The organism is Acinetobacter sp. ABJ_C5_2 (genome assembly GCF_044538485.1).
In the GTDB taxonomy this organism is placed as follows: domain Bacteria; phylum Pseudomonadota; class Gammaproteobacteria; order Pseudomonadales; family Moraxellaceae; genus Acinetobacter; species Acinetobacter nosocomialis_A.
This window is the reverse complement of record NZ_JBIUCS010000023.1, coordinates 32,160-50,179: the sequence shown is the minus strand read 5'-3', so window position 1 is coordinate 50,179 and position 18,020 is coordinate 32,160. Positions and strand designations below refer to the sequence as shown.

14 protein-coding genes are annotated in these 18,020 nt (G+C 38.7%); 4 read left to right on the top strand and 10 right to left on the bottom strand.

Annotation, left to right across the window (positions count from 1 at the left end; genetic code table 11):
• Positions 1 to 513 precede the first annotated feature (513 nt).
• Positions 514 to 1,746: a tyrosine--tRNA ligase gene (gene tyrS / locus ACH8JV_RS15370; protein WP_006581460.1), complete on the bottom strand. Its 1,233-nt coding sequence runs from the start codon at positions 1,744 to 1,746 to the stop codon at positions 514 to 516.
• 61 nt (positions 1,747 to 1,807) lie between these two features.
• On the opposite strand from tyrS, the gene ACH8JV_RS15365 reads away from it, so the two are divergent.
• Both ACH8JV_RS15365 and ACH8JV_RS15360 read left to right on the top strand, forming a co-directional pair.
• Positions 1,808 to 2,935 (top strand): anhydro-N-acetylmuramic acid kinase, encoded by a 1,128-nt coding sequence (locus tag ACH8JV_RS15365; protein ID WP_004711281.1) that lies wholly within the window; start codon positions 1,808 to 1,810, stop codon positions 2,933 to 2,935.
• A gap of 126 nt (positions 2,936 to 3,061) precedes the next feature.
• A complete protein-coding gene (locus tag ACH8JV_RS15360) occupies positions 3,062 to 3,904 on the top strand; it encodes an alpha/beta fold hydrolase (protein WP_017393175.1) in 843 nt (280 codons plus the stop codon).
• A gap of 59 nt (positions 3,905 to 3,963) precedes the next feature.
• Here the strand turns inward: ACH8JV_RS15360 and erpA are convergent, their stop codons facing one another.
• The 4 genes from erpA to ACH8JV_RS15340 form a co-directional block, all read right to left on the bottom strand.
• A complete protein-coding gene (gene erpA / locus ACH8JV_RS15355; protein WP_000993572.1) occupies positions 3,964 to 4,299 on the bottom strand; it encodes an iron-sulfur cluster insertion protein ErpA in 336 nt (111 codons plus the stop codon).
• Positions 4,300 to 4,423: 124 nt separating this feature from the next.
• A complete protein-coding gene (locus ACH8JV_RS15350) occupies positions 4,424 to 5,428 on the bottom strand; it encodes a putative solute-binding protein (RefSeq protein ID WP_002051879.1) in 1,005 nt (334 codons plus the stop codon).
• Between the two features lie 347 nt (positions 5,429 to 5,775).
• On the bottom strand, positions 5,776 to 6,783 hold the full coding sequence (locus ACH8JV_RS15345) for a putative solute-binding protein (protein ID WP_002051905.1): 1,008 nt from the start codon (positions 6,781 to 6,783) through the stop codon (positions 5,776 to 5,778).
• A 255-nt stretch (positions 6,784 to 7,038) separates the two neighbouring features.
• A complete protein-coding gene (locus tag ACH8JV_RS15340; protein WP_396522225.1) occupies positions 7,039 to 8,043 on the bottom strand; it encodes a putative solute-binding protein in 1,005 nt (334 codons plus the stop codon).
• 252 nt (positions 8,044 to 8,295) lie between these two features.
• On the opposite strand from ACH8JV_RS15340, the gene ACH8JV_RS15335 reads away from it, so the two are divergent.
• On the top strand, positions 8,296 to 10,230 hold the full coding sequence (locus tag ACH8JV_RS15335) for an ATP-binding cassette domain-containing protein (protein ID WP_396522223.1): 1,935 nt from the start codon (positions 8,296 to 8,298) through the stop codon (positions 10,228 to 10,230).
• Positions 10,231 to 10,496: 266 nt separating this feature from the next.
• Positions 10,497 to 11,054 (top strand): VTT domain-containing protein, encoded by a 558-nt coding sequence (locus ACH8JV_RS15330; RefSeq protein ID WP_002051888.1) that lies wholly within the window; start codon positions 10,497 to 10,499, stop codon positions 11,052 to 11,054.
• A gap of 88 nt (positions 11,055 to 11,142) precedes the next feature.
• Here the strand turns inward: ACH8JV_RS15330 and cybC are convergent, their stop codons facing one another.
• The 5 genes from cybC to dnaA all read right to left on the bottom strand — a co-directional run bounded on the left by cybC (position 11,143) and on the right by dnaA (position 17,837).
• Positions 11,143 to 11,538: a cytochrome b562 gene (gene cybC / locus ACH8JV_RS15325; RefSeq protein ID WP_022575180.1), complete on the bottom strand. Its 396-nt coding sequence runs from the start codon at positions 11,536 to 11,538 to the stop codon at positions 11,143 to 11,145.
• A gap of 37 nt (positions 11,539 to 11,575) precedes the next feature.
• The gene (gene gyrB / locus ACH8JV_RS15320) at positions 11,576 to 14,044 is read right to left on the bottom strand and encodes a DNA topoisomerase (ATP-hydrolyzing) subunit B (RefSeq protein WP_311087032.1); all 2,469 of its coding nucleotides are present in this window, start codon (positions 14,042 to 14,044) and stop codon (positions 11,576 to 11,578) included.
• 52 nt (positions 14,045 to 14,096) lie between these two features.
• Positions 14,097 to 15,179 (bottom strand): DNA replication/repair protein RecF, encoded by a 1,083-nt coding sequence (gene recF, locus ACH8JV_RS15315; RefSeq protein WP_263612615.1) that lies wholly within the window; start codon positions 15,177 to 15,179, stop codon positions 14,097 to 14,099.
• Positions 15,180 to 15,193: 14 nt separating this feature from the next.
• Positions 15,194 to 16,342: a DNA polymerase III subunit beta gene (gene dnaN / locus ACH8JV_RS15310; protein WP_263612616.1), complete on the bottom strand. Its 1,149-nt coding sequence runs from the start codon at positions 16,340 to 16,342 to the stop codon at positions 15,194 to 15,196.
• Positions 16,343 to 16,439: 97 nt separating this feature from the next.
• A complete protein-coding gene (gene dnaA, locus ACH8JV_RS15305; protein WP_263612617.1) occupies positions 16,440 to 17,837 on the bottom strand; it encodes a chromosomal replication initiator protein DnaA in 1,398 nt (465 codons plus the stop codon).
• Positions 17,838 to 18,020: the final 183 nt, after the last annotated feature.

Below are 18,020 nucleotides of genomic sequence, written 5' to 3'. Positions count from 1 at the left end.
TTTAAAACTTATTCTCAAAACCAACTTAACATCAAATTCATTACTCAAAGCAACCAACTCAATTCTAAGTAACTGTTTTTCAACAAGTTTCTATCTGCATCACCGCCGATGGATGTGCATTATAGACTATTAAATCCCATTGGCAAGGGGTATTTCAGCCTTTTTCTCTTGAGTGCCGTTTTTTTCTACTATTTTGCGAAAAAAGTGATATACATGGCTTTTTTTTAGGCATTTTCACTACTTTTATTAATTTTTTATTTTAAAAATAATACTGTTCTTCTTAGATTTTAGATGACTTCTTATAGAACTTATAGGCATATATAGCATTTTAGATTCCAAAGATAGACTAGAGCAAATGCTCTATTTATTGATTAATACTTTTATTCTTTTCTTATTCTATTTTTTACTTATTAAGTTAATTAAAAATTGTTCCACGTGGAACGCTTAATTGATTTTGTGATCCAGAAATAAAAAAAGCAGGATTACTCCTGCTTTTATCACCATATAACTTTCTTAGTCAGTGAAAGTTACACGTGCAATTGCCTTCTTACCCGACTGAATAATGAAAGTCCCATTTTCTTTTACAGAGAAACCTGCATCTACTACGTTCCAGTCAACTTTTACTGCACCACGTGCTACAGCATCTTTTGCAGCTGCTGCATTCGGGTTTAGGCCTGCTACACGTAAAATCGTAGCAATAAAGATTTCTCCTCCAAACTCACCACGTGAAATAGTCACTTCAGGTGTATCTTCTGGCACCTCACCTTCTGTAATACGGTTACCTGCACTCTTATGAGCATTGGCAGCTGCTTCAGCATCATGGAAGCGTTCAACCAACTCGAGTGCAAGAATACGTTTTACTTCTTGTGGATTACGACCAGCCGCGATTTCATCTAATAAAGCTTTGATCTCATCTAGAGATTTAAAACTTAATAAATCGAAATAACGTTCGATTAAAGAGTCAGGCATAGATAATACTTTTTGGTACATTGCACCTGGCGCATCAAAAACACCAATATAGTTACCTAAAGATTTAGACATTTTATTTACGCCATCTAAACCTTCTAGAATCGGCACAGTGATACACACTTGTGATTCTTGTCCATAACGGCTTTGTAATGTACGACCCATAAGTAAGTTAAAGGTTTGGTCTGTACCACCTAACTCAACGTCAGCTTCAAGCGCAATTGAGTCATAGCCTTGAACTAAAGGATATAAGAACTCATGAATCGCAATTGGCTGATGGTTACTATAACGCTTAGTAAAGTCATCACGCTCTAACATACGCGATACGGTTTGTTGACTCGCTAACTGGATAAGGTCAGCAGCAGACTTTTGGTTAAACCACTCTGAGTTAAAACGTACTTTTGTTTTATTCGGGTCTAAGATTTTAAAAACTTGTTCTTGATAAGTTTTAGCATTGGCTTCAACTTGTTCACGTGACAAAGGCGGACGAGTTGCACTTTTACCAGTTGGGTCACCAATCATTGCTGTATAGTCACCAATCAAGAAGGTAACTTCATGGCCCAAGTCTTGGAACGTTTTTAGTTTGTTAATAAGTACCGTATGTCCTAAATGTAAATCTGGTGCTGTAGGGTCAAAACCAGCTTTAATTTTAAGAGGACGATTCTCTTTAAGCTTTTTCAGTAAATCTTCTTCTGAAATAATTTCGTGCGTGCCTCGTTGGATGAGGGCAAGCTGTTCTTCGGCGGGCAAGAAATTTGACATCACAAAACCTAAACACATCAGTTATTCAATTTGTGCGATATACTAACATTTTTTCAGCGTCTTGCAGGGGAAGTTGCATATGAGCGCAATCTATATCGGCGTAATGACTGGCACTAGTATGGATGGTGTAGATATTGTTGCGGCTTCATTTGAGCCACTACAGCTTCATGCCACTCTTACAGTTCCTTTCGAACCCGAGTTACGTGATGAGCTTATGGCATTAACTTTACCCGATGACAATGAAATTGACCGTATGGGTAAAGCTGATGTTGCTCTAGCCAAAATGATTGGTCATGGGATTAATAGCTTAATTGAAAAGCATCAATTAGACCGTAGCCAAATTAAAGCGATCGGTTCGCATGGGCAAACTATTCGTCATCGTCCAGAGCATGGCTTTACGTTACAAATTGGCGATCCAAACATTATTACTGAAATCACTCAAATCCCGGTTGTTTCAGATTTCCGTCGTAGAGATATGGCTGCAGGCGGACAAGGTGCTCCATTAGTCCCAGCTTTTCATCAAGCATTATTTCAACATCCAAGCATTCATCGTGTGATTTTGAATTTAGGCGGCATTGCCAATGTAAGTATGTTACCTGCCAATAATCCTGACGGCGTATTTGGTTTTGATACGGGACCTGCGAATATTTTGATGGATGCATGGTGTCATCGTCATACGGGTCATCCATATGATGAAAATGGTGATTGGGCTGCTTATGGGCATCCTATTCGTTCGTTACTCGACCGTCTTCATGCGCATGAATATTTTTCTAAAGAGCCACCTAAAAGTACGGGACGTGAAGATTTCAATATTGACTGGTTAGATGATCAGTTAATCGATTGGCGTAATGATTTAACTTACGATGAGTTAGAAGATACACCAGAAAATATTCAAGCAACCTTATTAAAACTTACTGTGCGTGCTATTCAAAAAGCGATTTATCGTTCTGATATGGAAACAGGCGAAGTATATGTATGTGGTGGTGGGGCTTATAACTCTTATTTGTTAGAACAATTACGCTGGCGTTTACGTAAGCACAATTGGTCAGTTCAAACCACAGATGTTTTAGGACTCTCCCCTACCTGGGTCGAGGCTACAGCATTTGCATGGTTAGCAATGCGTTTTGTGAATAGTTTAAGTGGTAATTTACCAGCAGTAACTGGTGCGTCTGATTTTAGAATTTTAGGAACAATCACGGCGGTATAAGATTTTTTATAAGTTCTTTTACCTAGATTCGACCTTATAGCACATTTACTGACCCGAAATGCTGTTATTTAAATGTGCATAAAAACTCATGATAAATGCCAACAAAAATAAGTAAGGCATGTTGTTATGGATTTGACCAACCGTATTCATCAATATACTCGTGGGGCTTGGACATTCGATGTAATTGATTCAGGCCCTATAGATGGCCCTCTCGTGGTTTTATTGCATGGCTTTCCAGAAACTGCACATAGTTGGGTGCAAACTTCTGAACTATTGCATCAGCATGGATTTAGAACACTTGCGATTCATCAACGTGGTTATAGTCTAAACGCTAGACCACAAAGCCGCTTTCATTACGCTTTAAGTGAACTAACTGAAGATGTCGCAGTTTTTATTAAGGGGCTTGGTCAACCAGTTTATTTAATTGGGCACGATTGGGGTTCTGTAATTGCGTCTAGTGTAGCTATGAAGTACCCGCAGTATATTCAACATCTCACTTTAGTTTCTGTGCCGCATCAAGCCGCATTTTTAAAAGCTTGTTTAAGCAGTAGACAACTTTTTAAATCTTATTATTTTGCAATTTTTCAGCTACCGATTGTGCCCGAACTTTTATTTAAAAAGATACCGAAATTAGGCCGTAAGTTTCTAAAGTCATCAGGCATGACCGAACAGCAAATTGAAATATTCGAGACTGAGTTTATAAAAGAAAATAGGCTAACTACGGCGTTAAATTGGTACCGTGGATTTTTCTGGGATAAACCTCAGAATCCTTTTAAATTAATAGATGTGCCGACTCTATTTATTTGGGGTAGAGATGATATTGCCGTAACAGAAAAAAGTGCCAAGTTAAATTCAGGTTATTTTAAAAATAGTTATAAAGCCATTTTCATGAACGCTTCTCATTGGATTCCTTATCAGAATGCACCTGAACTGGTTCAATACTTTTTAGAATCTATCAGTGAAAAATAATGATTTAACCAATAAAAAAACCTCTCAAAATAGAGAGGCTTTTTTATTTAAAATTCTTTTTAAATCGAGAACGAAGAACCACAACCACAAGTTGTTGTCGCATTTGGGTTCTGCACAATAAAGCGTGAACCTTCAAGGCCTTCAACGTAATCAACCACTGAGCCAACTAAATATTGATAGCTGAGTGAGTCAACAAGCATCTTTACATCGCCATTTACAAATTCAGCATCATCTTCATTTACGCTTTCAGCGAAATTGAAGCCGTATGAAAACCCTGAACACCCGCCTCCGGTTACATATACACGTAACATGAGATCGTCATTCCCTTCACTATCACGGAGTTGGCGTACCTTATTGGCAGCATTATCTGTCAAAACTAGAGCTTGGGCATTCATGATGATTGTTCCTCGGATTTTGCTGTGCCTTTCAAAATAAAAAAGACCCTATATTGAGTATAGCATAATCAATATAGGGTCTGTCTTCGAAGTTTAAAGCGAATCTTGAGTATTTTTATCAAGATTATTTGTAATTCTCATCTTGTAAGCCACATTCGAAGTTTTTCGCATCTTGCTTACAACGGAATTGCCATAATAATTTCATCATCCGTTTATCATAAACACCGCGTTTTGTAAGATTAATTCGTGATTCACGCATAAGCTTTTGATAGCCCGGTTTATCGGCAGCAGGTACATCCATCCAGTATTTTTGCGGAATATCAGCTTTCATTTTTCCTAAGATAGTAAAGGCACGCGGTAACTGGCCTGCCACCCATTCTCTAGATTTCTGACCAAATCCAGCTGGGAATTTATCTGGACGAATAATAATATTTCCAGTCACCTGTAAGATTGGATAGTTAACGATTGCTCCTTTCGTGCCTAAGCCTTTTTGTAGTTCTAAAGGTTTAAACGCCGCTGCTGGCGCACCAATAATATCAACCTGATGATTATTAAATTTAGCTCCAAAGTTAGTCACATCAGCACTCACAGCCTGTGCCCCTACCTGCTGAACCATAATTTTTTGCGCTTCATCGTAATCTAGAACAGCAATTTTTTTACCCGCAGCTTTCGCCACTGTATTAATACTACGGTCATTTACTAAAAGGTAAGCGTCCCCTACCGGAATAACACCGACGACTTCATAGCGCCCATTCACCATATATTTACTAAAGGTTGGACTCGCTAAACCTTGCATGACTTTAACAGCAAGTTTGAGATCGGGAATCGCACCAATAGCATCTAATGAACCTGTAAATGAGTTGAATTGACGCCCACGCATACCCGATACGCTAATGCCATCACATTTACCAGCTTTAAAATCTTCAGCAATCACTGCTTCGTTTTGATTTACTTTGAGTTCGATATCAGCTCCCCAGTTTTTCGCTGCAAGCTGATAATCTTTCATGAGTGCATAGACGTCACCATTTTTACCAACGAAGTCAAAAACACAAATAGTTTGTTTGGCTTCGGCTGCAAATGAAATTGTTGTGAGTCCCATCGCAAGTAAAAGCGTTTTGGAAAATCGCATATTCTTTTCCTTTCCTTGTAGATTTTTTGTTTTTAGCATCAAGAAATTTCACGCTGGTCGGCATGATTCTCATGAGATATGCTTCATCTAAAATTTGCGATTAAGATATTTTTACGAGCAATTCTGTTTATATGAGCTCAATTAAAGAAAAATAGATATTTAAATATCGATAGTACTTCTTTGATCACTCACATCCTTGTTCAGTTTTTATACCTTCATATATCCAGATGAAGTTTTATCTTCAAATTAGATTAGCGACTTTTCAATTCACCACAATGGCTGAATTGACAGCCTATATAAAGCAAAAAAGCCTAGAACTAAGTCTAGGCTTTTAAGATCAATATGAATTATTCACCAGGCATTGAACATTCAAAGTTAGCTTTGTCTACAGAACAACGTGCTTTTTTCAATACAGACATCATACCCGCATCGTAAATACCACGTTTCGTTAAGTCCATACGACCATCACGTAACATTTTTTGGTACTTAAGTTTGTCTTCAGCACTTAGGTTCATTTTGTATTTACCCGGAATCTGTGCTTCTAGGCGGTTAATCATTGCAAAGTTTTTAGGTAATTGTTTTACGAACCAATCACGAGATTTTTGACCAAAGCCCGCTGGGAATTTATCTGCACGTAATACAAGGTCAGCAGTTACGTGTAAAACTGGGAAGTTCCACATTACACCGTTTGCACCTAAACCTTTGTTTAGTTCTAATGGTTTGTATGCATAAGCAGGCGCACCTACCATATCTACCTGACCATTATTAAATTTAGCAGCAAAGTTTGAAATATCAGAAAGAACTGCCTGAGCACCTACACGCTGCACCATAATTTTTTGTGCATCGTCATAGCCTAATACGGCGAATTTTTTACCCGCAGCTTTTTCAACAGAGTTGATGTTTTTGTCACGTACGAAAATAAATGCTGAACCTAGCGGAGAGATACCAGCAACTTCGTATTTTTTACCACCAAGGTTAGTTGTCATTTTTGCAGCATTACGTGCATCTAATACATAGGTAATAGCACGCTGTGCGATTTGGTTATTAGGAACACCACCAAGCGAGTCGATTGATCCTGCGAATTTGTTATATTGGCGTGCACGCATAGCAGTCATTGCTACAGCATCACATTTACCAGCTTTAAAATCATTATCTGCAACAGCCTCGTCCTGACGAGGAACTAAGTTAATTTCAGTACCCCAGCCTTTTGCAGCTAGAGCCCATTCTTCCATCATTTTATATGAGTCGCCTGCTTTTCCTAAGAGGTCGAATACACACACGGTACTCGCTGCTTGTGCTGAAGCAGAAAAACCAACAACAGAAGCGGCAGCCATAGCAAGTACGATTTTTTTCATTTTCTTCATCCTTCCACGGAATAGATTTTTTGTTTGAAGTTTCCTTTCAAACACAGATATTAATCATGTTTTTTAGAAAAAAATAGAGCTTTTACTCAAATATTTTTATCTGATTGGATCATTGTTTGTTCTATTTAAATTATTTATTAGAAGTAAAAATCTCTAATTTTCCGTAAGTTACTTTTTATATTCACAATTTTCATACCCATATTCAGCTTTGAAATATGTGTAGCGATTTTGTGATTAAAAAACAAACTACTCATCATTGAGCGTACATTCAAAATTAGTCCGTTCAATCGTACAACGTGCACGCTTCAGCACACTCATCATGGTCGCATCATAGACACCTTGCTTACTTAATTTGAGCCGTCCTTCACGCAATATTTTTTGATATTTCAGCTTATCCTCAGCTGAAAAATTTAATTTAATTCTAGGCGGTACCCCTGCTTCCAACTGTTTTACCATATTGAAGTTTTGCGGTAACTGTTTAATAAACCATTCACGAGACTTGATTCCAAAGTTGGCTGGAAATCTATCATTTCTTGTTATTAAATCTCCTGTAACGTTGACCACTGGAAAAGTAAACATTGCTCCATTTGTTCCAATACCCTTGCCTATTTCTAAGGGTTTATACGCATAAGCAGGTGCGGCAATCGCATCGACTTGGCCACTATTAAACTTTTTCACAAAATCGGTAATTTCTGACGGAATAGGATGTGCACCTACACTTTCCACCATAATTTTTTGAGCTGCGTCATATTGTAAAATAGCAAATTTAGTACCACGTACTTTTTCAATTGAGTTGAGGTTTTTATCTCTTACAAACAAGTAAGCCAAACCAATCTGGACAATTCCAACAACCTCATAGTTTGTTCCATTTTGTGCAGTTACCATGCGATGTTTATTGCGCTGGTCCAAAACATAACTAATTGCCTTTTGAGCAATCGCATTACTGGTCACACCACCAATCGCATCAATCGAGCCTGCAAATTTATTGTAATTTCGCGCTCGCATTGAGGTCATATAAGCTGCGTCACATTTGCCCTCACGCAGTCTACGATCTACTAAAGCTTCGTCTTGAAATGGAATTAAAGTAATGTCAGCCTGCCAGCTTTTAGCTGCAAGTGCCCACTCTTCCATCATTTTGTAGGATTCACCCGATTTTCCCAATAAATCGAATACACATACATTTTGTCCGGCATGTGCTGTTCCCATAGCACAGCAAAATACTGTACCAATTATCCCCAATCCTTTTTTCATTTGACTTTCCTTAGTCTAGTTTTATTAGGAGTTCATTTATCAACCAAGTTTTAAATTGTTTTTATTTTAGCCATATTTTTTAAAATGTGGTCTATCTCGTTAAAAATTTAGATATTTTCAGACGAATAGCTGAAATAGAGATAGGTTAAGCCATGCAATCTCAGCATTTATAAACTAAAACTCTGAAAGTTTTGTTTTCAAGTTCAGTTCTCTTTAAAATACAGCATCCCTAACTCACCTCGATAAGACAAGATGATTCAATTTGACCAAGTTTCTTTACGCCGCGGTGGACGTGTTCTCTTTCAAAAAGCGTCTATGCAATTACACCCAGGTTGGAAGATTGGTCTGACTGGGGTCAATGGAGCAGGTAAATCAACGTTATTTGCAGCATTACTGGGCAGCTTAGGCGCAGATGAAGGCACACTTACTCGTCCTTCAGTCTGGACTGTGGCGCATATGGCGCAAGAAGTTAAAGCTCTAGACATGCCTGCCCTCGATTTTGTTCTGTCTGGTGATGAAGAATATTGGGATATTCAAAATAAGCTTGCTCATCCAGATCAACTCACAGATTCAGACTTGGCTAAACTACATGGCCGCTTTGATGAAATTCACGGTTATTCAGCACCATCTAAAGCTGCCCAGCTCATGGCAGGTCTTGGTTTTCTAGAGCATCAATTACGTTTAAATGTTGCTAGTTTCTCTGGTGGATGGCGTATGCGCTTAAACTTGGCGCGTACATTAATGAGCCGTTCCGATTTATTATTACTAGACGAACCAACCAACCACTTAGATTTAGATGCAATTTTGTGGTTAGAAGATTGGCTTAAAGCCTATGAAGGTACTCTCATCCTCATTTCGCATGACCGCGACTTTTTAGATGCAATTACAGATCATATTCTCCATATTGAGAATCAGGAACTCACGCTTTACACGGGTAATTATTCCACATTTGAAACAACTCGAAGTGAACGCTTAGCACAACAACAACAAGCCTTTGAGAAGCAGCAAGAAACCCGTGCTCACCTACAAAAATTTATTGACCGTTTTAAAGCAAAAGCCACTAAAGCTCGTCAAGCACAAAGTCGTATTAAACAACTTGAGCGTATGCAACAACTCGCACCTGCTCATGTCGATACGCCGTTTACTTTTAGTTTCCGTGAACCGACCAAAATGAGTTCACCGTTGCTGACTTTAGACAATGCCAGCATAGGTTATGGCGATAAGCAAATTGCTGAAAAAATTAAACTTCAAATTACACCGAACTCACGTATTGGTTTACTTGGTATGAACGGCGCAGGTAAATCAACTTTGATTAAGAGCTTGGTCGGTGATTTGCCACTTCTAGCAGGTGAACGTAAAGCTTCCGAACTGCTTAATATTGGCTACTTCGCACAGCACCAAATGGATGCTTTAGATGGTAATGCCAGCCCGATGCTACAGCTTGCACGTTTGGCAGATAAACAAATTAGTGAAGCCACCTTACGCTCATTCCTTGGTAGTTTTGGGTTTAGTGGTGAACGCATGGACACACCATGTGAAAGCTTTTCTGGCGGTGAGCGTGCTCGTTTGGCTTTGGCATTGATTGTATGGCAGCGTCCAAATGTTTTAATTCTCGATGAGCCAACGAACCATTTAGATCTTGATATGCGTCATGCACTGAGCATGGCTTTACAAGATTTTGAAGGTGCTGTCGTTCTGGTTTCTCACGAACGTCAACTTATTGCCAGTGTGTGTGATGAACTTCTTTTAGTACACGGCGGCAAATGTACCGAATTTGAAGGTGATTTGCAGGATTATGCTAAATGGTTACGTGAAGCACGTCAGCAGCAAATCAATGCTCAAACTGCTGTAGCAGCAAATAACTCATCATCATCTGCTGCCCCTGCTCCTACTAAAGTTGATAAAGAAGCACAGCGTAAGGAAGCCGCACGCCGTCGTGAACAGACCCGACCTATTCGTAAAAATATTGAGAAGGTTGAATCACAAATTGAAAAGCTTCAACCGCGACTTGCTGAAATTGAAGAAGCTTTAGCAGATAGCTCATTATATGAAGCGAATCGTAAAGACGATTTGCTGAAATTGATGAATGAACAGACTGAGCTGAAGGCTAAGCTTGAACAACATGAAGAGCAACTTTTAGAACTCATGATGGAACTTGAGGAAATGGAAGCCTCTTTCGAAAACTAAGTTCTTGCCAGTACTGGTATTTTTAAGGACCAGTACTGGCTTTTAGTTCAAATCAGAGCTTTATTTGCGCTACTATATAAAAATTTGAATGACTTCTAATAATATTTCATTCAGCTGTTAAATTTTTGAGATAGATTCAAATTTGATAACATATAAGACTTAAGCTACATCTTAAGGGTTGCCATACACAGATAATTTAACTAAATTCTGTAACTTCGTTTTTACCCTTCTTGAGTAGGTATTTAATTCGGGATCAGACAAACTGAATGAATTTTATTGATTTTATTACTAATTTTGAACATTTTTTACCTATTTTAATTCAGGAGTATGGCGCATGGGTCTATGCCATACTCTTTTTGATTATTTTTTCTGAAACAGCTTTTGTATTTATGTTCTTTTTACCTGGAGATAGTTTACTTCTCACTGTAGGGGCGCTTTGCTCAGTGATCGAAATGATGCATCTGGGTTATATGATTACTTTACTTACCGTAGCTGCCACCCTAGGCTATATTGTGAACTACTCTATTGGTCGTCATTTTGGTAACCGTATTTTTGAAGCAAAATCACGCTTTATTAAGAAAGAATATTTAAATAAAACCAACCGTTATTTCTTGCAACACGGTGGGAAAACTATTCTTCTGGCACGCTTTATTCCTTTTGCACGTTCTTTTGCACCACTAGCTGCGGGCTCTAGCAATATGAGTTATGGAAAATTTTTAATCTATAATGTCGCTGGAGCTATTTTGTGGATCTGCATTCTATTAACAGCTGGATATTTATTTGGCCATGCGCTCATTCAGGTTACAGACTTAGTAGAAAATTGATCTTTTTAGGTTTAATACACTGAAATAGACCAAAAAATAAAGGGAATGAATCAATCATTCCCTTTATTTTATTTAGATCAAAATGAATCTATCTAAATTTTTTGTGGTTTTCATTACGGATATTAACCAGATTAATTGCTTCTGATTTTGCTTGGTCTAATTGACCCTTATCAACCAATACAGTAACTCGATCAATTTCAGCAACCAACTGATCTAAACCCGCTTGATATTGTTTTACCTGTACATTTTCCGGCGGTAAACCTTCCAACTTATGAGGTAAAGATTTTTTTGAAGATACTGCTGCCTGACGCATAATCACAAGCTGCTGTTTTGCGTTATTGAGATCTTTCGCTTCAGCAAAGGCTTTTGTGCTCTTTGCTAAAGTTTTCATGTCAGCTTCCAACAAGTCAGCTGCAAATGCAGAATGACTCACTAAAGCTGCACATGAAATCAGCATACTTGCTATAAACTTTTGACTCATCATCTTCTCTCCTTAGACTGATTTAGAATCTAGCTATCAATTAAGCATCAATATCTGCATTTAATGCATTTTCCTCAATGAAGGCACGACGTGGTTCAACGTCATCACCCATTAAGCATGAGAACATACGATCTGCTTCGATTGCATCATCAATAGTCACCTGTAACATATTACGGTTTTCAGGGTCCATTGTGGTTTCCCAAAGCTGTTCAGCATTCATCTCACCCAGACCTTTATAGCGCTGGATCATCATTCCACGGCGCGAATCTTGCAGAATGTGCTGCCATACCTGATGGAAATTAGCCACTTGAATACGGCGATCACCCTTCTGTAAATATGCACCATCTTCAATTAAATTGAACCAACTCTTAGAGTTCTTCAATAAACGCGCATATTCTGCTGAGTTTAATAAGCCAGCATCAAGCAAGTAAGCATGTGGCAAGTTATGGACATATACCGTCACACGTGGCCAATAATGCGCTGTTTTCTCGCCTTGAGCATTTTCACGTTCGAAGGTTTCAAGCGTAATTTCAGGACGCAAACTTGGCTGTAGTCTTTGTACAGCTTCGCGTACTTGATCTGCCCATTGCTGTACATAAACCTGATCGTGGTTCTGATCAGCTTTAAACGCCTCTACTTCAAGTAATGCATCAAGTAAGCTTGCTGGATAACGCAACGTTAAACGTTGTAAGCTCTTTTGTGAAACTTGATAGTCTTGAATCACTTTTGCTAATGCTTCGCCTGTAATCGCAGGTGCTTCTGCACTAATATGCAAAGCAAGCTCATCAATTGCATTTGAAATTAAATAAGTTTCCAAGGCATCATTATCTTTAATATATTGCTCTTGCTTACCTTTTTTCAGTTTATATAAAGGTGGCTGTGCAATATAGATATGACCACGCTCCACCAACTCCGGCATTTGACGGAAGAAGAACGTTAATAACAATGTACGGATGTGCGAACCATCGACGTCGGCATCGGTCATAATAATAATTTTATGATAACGAAGCTTGTCAGGGTTATATTCTTCACGGCCAATACCACAGCCAAGTGCTGTAATTAATGTACCGACCTCCTGACTCGAAATCATTTTGTCAAAGCGGGCACGTTCAACGTTCAAGATTTTACCTTTCAAAGGTAAAATAGCCTGCATTTTACGGTTACGACCTTGCTTGGCACTACCACCCGCAGAGTCACCCTCGACAAGATATAATTCAGAAAGTGCTGGGTCTTTTTCCTGACAATCAGCCAATTTACCTGGCAAACCTGCGATATCTAATGCGCTCTTACGACGTGTCATTTCACGTGCTTTACGCGCCGCATCACGTGCACGAGCAGCATCAATAATCTTACCAGCGATTGATTTTGCAGCTTGTGGGTTTTCAAGTAAGTAAGCAGAGAACTCTTTGTTCATTGCTTGCTCTACTGCTGGTTTTACCTCACTCGATACCAATTTTTCTTTCGTTTGAGAAGAGAATTTTGGATCAGGAACTTTAACCGAAATAATAGCAGTCAAACCTTCACGCGCATCATCACCAGTCACATTCACTTTTTCTTTCTTGAGAATGTTTTCATTTTCAAGATATTGGTTTAAGCCACGCGTTAATGCCGCACGGAAACCTGCTAAGTGCGTACCACCATCTTTTTGTGGAATGTTGTTTGTGAAACAACGAACATTTTCTTGATAGCTATCATTCCATTGCAATGCAACTTCTACAGCAATACCGTTATCTGCATCAGCCGTAAAATGGAAGATTTCATTCAGATGGTTTTTACCTTCGTTAATGTATCTAACAAACTCAGATAAACCGCCTTCATAATCATAAACATGCTCAAGATTAATGCGCTCATCACGTAAAACGATACGTACACCAGCGTTTAAGAAAGAAAGTTCACGTAAGCGGCGTGCTAAAATTTCAACGTTGAAAATGGTTTGACTAAAAGTTTCTGCACTTGGCCAGAAACGTACAATCGTACCAGTGTTATCCGTTTCACCAATCACACGTAATGGATATTGCGGATCACCATGTTGATATTCTTGTTCATGTACTTGGCCAGCACGATTAATAATTAAATGTAATTTACTAGAAAGTGCGTTTACAACTGAAACACCTACACCGTGCAAACCACCTGAAACTTTATAGCTGTTGTCATCAAACTTACCGCCTGCATGCAGAATAGTAAGAATAACTTCTGCTGCAGAAACACCTTCTTCAGGGTGAATATCAGTTGGAATACCACGGCCATTATCTGAAACACTCACCGACTCATCTTCGTGAATCGTGACAATGATTTCATCACAGTGTCCTGCTAAGGCTTCATCGATTGCGTTATCAACAACCTCGAATACCATATGGTGTAAACCGGTACCGTCGTCTGTATCCCCAATATACATGCCCGGACGTTTACGAACTGCATCTAATCCACGTAATACTTTAATACTAGAGGAATCATAAGCCTTTTCATTGGTTTGTTCTGTTTGAGAGGCTGATTGAGACTCTGAACTCATGGTTTCTCCCTAGCAAATATAGGTTTATTCAAAGATGGGTAACATCAAAAAATTATGGTGAAGCAAGACTAACTTGACCGGATTCAACACTGAATAATTGATATGAAATAGACAGATCATGTAAATGTTTTTTTACCGATGCATGATCTAAAGTTGTCATAAAAACCTGGCTACCAAGTTGGCTTAATCGTTCAATTAAACGTTGTTGTGCGGTTAAGTCTAATTCTGCTGTCAGATCATCTAATAATACCACAGTTTCCTTATTACTCGCATGCAACATTGCAATTTGTGACAGTTTTAAGGCAATAATCAAGAGTTTTTTCTGACCTCTTGATAAAACATCATCTGCGTGTCCAAAAGGCGTTTTTAAGCGCAAATCAGCCCGATGTGGACCATACTCTGTATAACGTCTTTCAATGTCTTTTTGGTGCTGATTCAGCAAGTCTTGCATAAGCCCCTGCTCTGTATGAAAACCGGGGCTGTATTCCAGCTCAATCTCTAAATCAGGTAATAACTGACTTAAGTCATTTTGAAAATAAACGTTCCATTGCTCTACGATACTTAAACGCTGTGAGTGTAAAATTTCGCCATAATCACTCAACATTTTGTTCCACGGCTCTAAGTCAGCCAAGGAAAGATTGCGTCTTGTTTTGAGTAAGGTATTTCGCTGTTTTAAAGCTCGAGAGTAATATTGCCACGCAAAATAAAATTCAGGTTCCACGTGGAACATTAGCCAATCTAAAAGCTGACGTCTTGGCTTAGCACCATGGTCAATAATATCTGTACTTTGTGGATCAATATGCTGTAAAGGGAGCAATTTGGCGAGTTGACCTTGAGTCGCAACTGTATCGCCGTTGACTTTCATCAATTGCTCACCAGAAGCGAGTTTCTGCATACCGATTTTTTCAGTTGTTGACTGAGCAAATACAATCGCGTCGTCAGCTTCATACTGAATATAATTTTTGGGAATATGTGTACGGAATGAACGACCAGTTGCAAGCAAATGAATCGCTTCTAAAATTGATGTTTTACCCGAACCGTTAGCGCCATAAAAAACATTAAACGGTTGCAAACCATGGAGTGCAACCGTTTTTAAATTACGCACGCGTTCTATATTTAAGCGCGTAAGATGCATAGAATTAAACCAAATTAAACACGCATCGGCATAACGACATAAGTCTGGTCAGGATGAGCTGGATCTTGTACCAATACTGACTGGTTCGCTTCAGTCATGCTCATATTTACGTCATCACCATCTAATACACCCAACACATCAAGTAAATATTGAGCATTAAATGACATTTCTAATGGGGTATTTTGATATTGGATTGCTAAATCCTCAATCGCTTCATCTTGTTCAGGGTTATTTGCACGAAGCTGTAAAGAATCCTGATTAAAGTTTAAGAAAACACCTCGTAATTTTTCATTACTTAAAATTGCGACACGTTGTAATGATTGTTTAAATACATCATGACCAATTAAAACGTGTTTATCACCACCACGTGGAATTACACGGCGGTAATCAGGGAATTTTCCATCAATCAATTTTGTCGTAAAACGAACAGTAATATCACCTTGTTCTTTATCACGGCTTGGCGTATTGATCGTTACATTTAATAATTCACGGCCAATAAGCAAAGTAAGTTGCTCATCTTCAATACTCAGTAGGCGTTGTAATTCACCAACAGCTTTACGCGGCACAATTGCTTGTACTAATTGAGATGAGCTAGAAGAAGCCAAAATTTCACAAAGGGCTAGACGGTGACCATCTGTTGTGACTGCACGCAATTGATTTTCATCAATTTCTAATAACGTACCAGTTAAATAAAAACGTACATCTTGTACAGCCATCGCAAAAGCAGTTTTTTCAAATAAACGCTTTAATTCACGTTGAGTCACCTGTACTTGCGTACCTTGGCTATTCTCAGTATTTAATAACGGATAATCTTCTGCTGGTAAAGTACCTAGCACAAAACGGCTATTACCAGACTTTAAAATACATCTTTGATCTTCAGTAATTTGTAAGTCAATCAATGCAGCGGTAGGCAAAGATTTACAAATGTCCATCAATTTACGAGCAGGAACAGTCGTTTCACCTGCTTCGAGGCACGCCCCTTCTGATAAAGCAGTGCTCGCCACTAGTTCAACTTCTAAATCCGAACCAGTAATGGTGAGTGCTTGACCATTAGCCTGAATTTTGACGTTTGAAAGAATATTCAAGGTATGACGACGTTCTACCGCACCGACAACATGCGATAAAACATTGAGTAAACTTTCTTTAGCGATTTTCAAACGCACGATTCATTCCTCTAGCAACTTGGAGCAAACATTTCATTTTTTAGCTGTGTACTATGCTGCACTTATGGAGACTTTGCAACAACGTCTTATGATTTCATTAACTCTGAAGAAGACGTAGTAAATTCTTATAATCTTCATCAAAGATAGGATCTTCTTCCCGTAAACTGACTACTTTTTCACAAGCATGCATCACGGTACTATGGTCTCGACCACCAAAAGCCATTCCAATTTCTGGAAAACTATCACCAGTCAACTCACGGGCAAGCCCCATCGCCAATTGGCGTGGTCGCGCATAGATTCGTGTTCGTTTTGGGCCTACGAGTTCTTTGAGTGGGATGCGGAAATATTCACTCACCACACGTTGGATATTTTCCACACTAATTGTACGCGCACGGATCGCCAATACATCTTTTAAAGACTCTCGCACCACATCAAGATCGATAGGCGCACCTTTAAAACGTGAAATTGCAACAACTTTATTCAATGCGCCTTCAAGTTCACGTACGTTCGCTACTACTTGTTGTGCAATAAATAATGCGCAGTTTCTTGGCAAATCAACGCCACTATTTTCAGCTTTTTTAAGCAGAATCTCGATTCGTGTTTCAATATCTGGTGGTTCAACGCCTACCGATAGTCCCCAAGAAAAACGAGAAACCAATCGAGGATCAAGTTCTGTTAATTCTTTAGGATAGCGATCAGAAGTTAAAATAATTTGTTTAGATTCATCAAGTAAGGCATTAAATGTATAAAAGAATTCAACTAAGCTAGCTTCTTTACCAGCCAAAAGGTGAATATCATCAACTAATAACAAATCTAAAGAACGACAATTTTTCTTAAACTCTTCAACCTTTCCTTTTTGTAAGGAACTCACAAAATCTTGTACAAAACTTTCTGAAGTCATATACATGACTCTCGCATTCGGCTTAGCTTGAAGTAAAGCATTACCAACTGCTTGCATTAAGTGAGTTTTACCAAGACCCGTTGGGCCATATAAAAACAAAGGGTTATGCTGAGAAGCACCTAATTGTGTTAATACTTTTCTACAAGTTTCCGCTGCCATTTGGTTAGAACGGCCTTCAACAAATAGTGAAAAAGTAAATTGTGGGTTTAATAGTTTCTTTTTTGATGTTTTCGGGCTAACTGCAGTGTTGGCAACAGGTTCAGGTTCTCTTTTAACCTTAGTTGGTTGCGATACAGGCGTACTTTGTAAGGCAGCTGTAGTTGTTGCCGGTTGTTCATTAGAAGACAAAATACTACCAGGACGAGAATCGACTAAGATTTCTACCTGACGTACACGTCCTTCTGACAACTGTTCTGCCAATATAGAAATTAACTCTAAATGATTCTCTTGAATATAACGTGTCCAATAAGGGTTAGGAGCATATAGACGTAGTATGCCCTCCACTTCTTCAGCTACTAAAGGGCGAATCCACATCGCAAAGACGTTATCAGAGAGCTCTTGTCGCAAGCGAGTTAAGCAGTCTGTCCAAAGCATGTGTATCCCCTATGTCTGCGTTTTAAATTCAAATCATTTAAAGATTAACCCTTCCTGATAAGAAGGGGTCGCCATTCTACCCAAGTTATCCACATCTGTCATGACGAATTCGGTTGATTTTGCCTAAAAAGAAATCTCTTGTGAATAAATTTAAATTCAAAACCAATTGTGAATAACTTTTTG

Excerpts from the sequence above, each read along its gene's own strand:
- tyrS (WP_006581460.1), bottom strand. The coding sequence starts at position 1,746 with ATGTGTTTAGGTTTTGTGATGTCAAATTTCTTGCCCGCCGAAGAACAG.
- ACH8JV_RS15365 (WP_004711281.1), top strand. The coding sequence starts at position 1,808 with ATGAGCGCAATCTATATCGGCGTAATGACTGGCACTAGTATGGATGGT.
- ACH8JV_RS15360 (WP_017393175.1), top strand. The coding sequence starts at position 3,062 with ATGGATTTGACCAACCGTATTCATCAATATACTCGTGGGGCTTGGACA.
- erpA (WP_000993572.1), bottom strand. The coding sequence starts at position 4,299 with ATGAATGCCCAAGCTCTAGTTTTGACAGATAATGCTGCCAATAAGGTA.
- ACH8JV_RS15350 (WP_002051879.1), bottom strand. The coding sequence starts at position 5,428 with ATGCGATTTTCCAAAACGCTTTTACTTGCGATGGGACTCACAACAATT.
- ACH8JV_RS15345 (WP_002051905.1), bottom strand. The coding sequence starts at position 6,783 with ATGAAAAAAATCGTACTTGCTATGGCTGCCGCTTCTGTTGTTGGTTTT.
- ACH8JV_RS15340 (WP_396522225.1), bottom strand. The coding sequence starts at position 8,043 with ATGAAAAAAGGATTGGGGATAATTGGTACAGTATTTTGCTGTGCTATG.
- ACH8JV_RS15335 (WP_396522223.1), top strand. The coding sequence starts at position 8,296 with ATGATTCAATTTGACCAAGTTTCTTTACGCCGCGGTGGACGTGTTCTC.
- ACH8JV_RS15330 (WP_002051888.1), top strand. The coding sequence starts at position 10,497 with ATGAATTTTATTGATTTTATTACTAATTTTGAACATTTTTTACCTATT.
- cybC (WP_022575180.1), bottom strand. The coding sequence starts at position 11,538 with ATGATGAGTCAAAAGTTTATAGCAAGTATGCTGATTTCATGTGCAGCT.
- gyrB (WP_311087032.1), bottom strand. The coding sequence starts at position 14,044 with ATGAGTTCAGAGTCTCAATCAGCCTCTCAAACAGAACAAACCAATGAA.
- recF (WP_263612615.1), bottom strand. The coding sequence starts at position 15,179 with ATGCATCTTACGCGCTTAAATATAGAACGCGTGCGTAATTTAAAAACG.
- dnaA (WP_263612617.1), bottom strand. The coding sequence starts at position 17,837 with ATGCTTTGGACAGACTGCTTAACTCGCTTGCGACAAGAGCTCTCTGAT.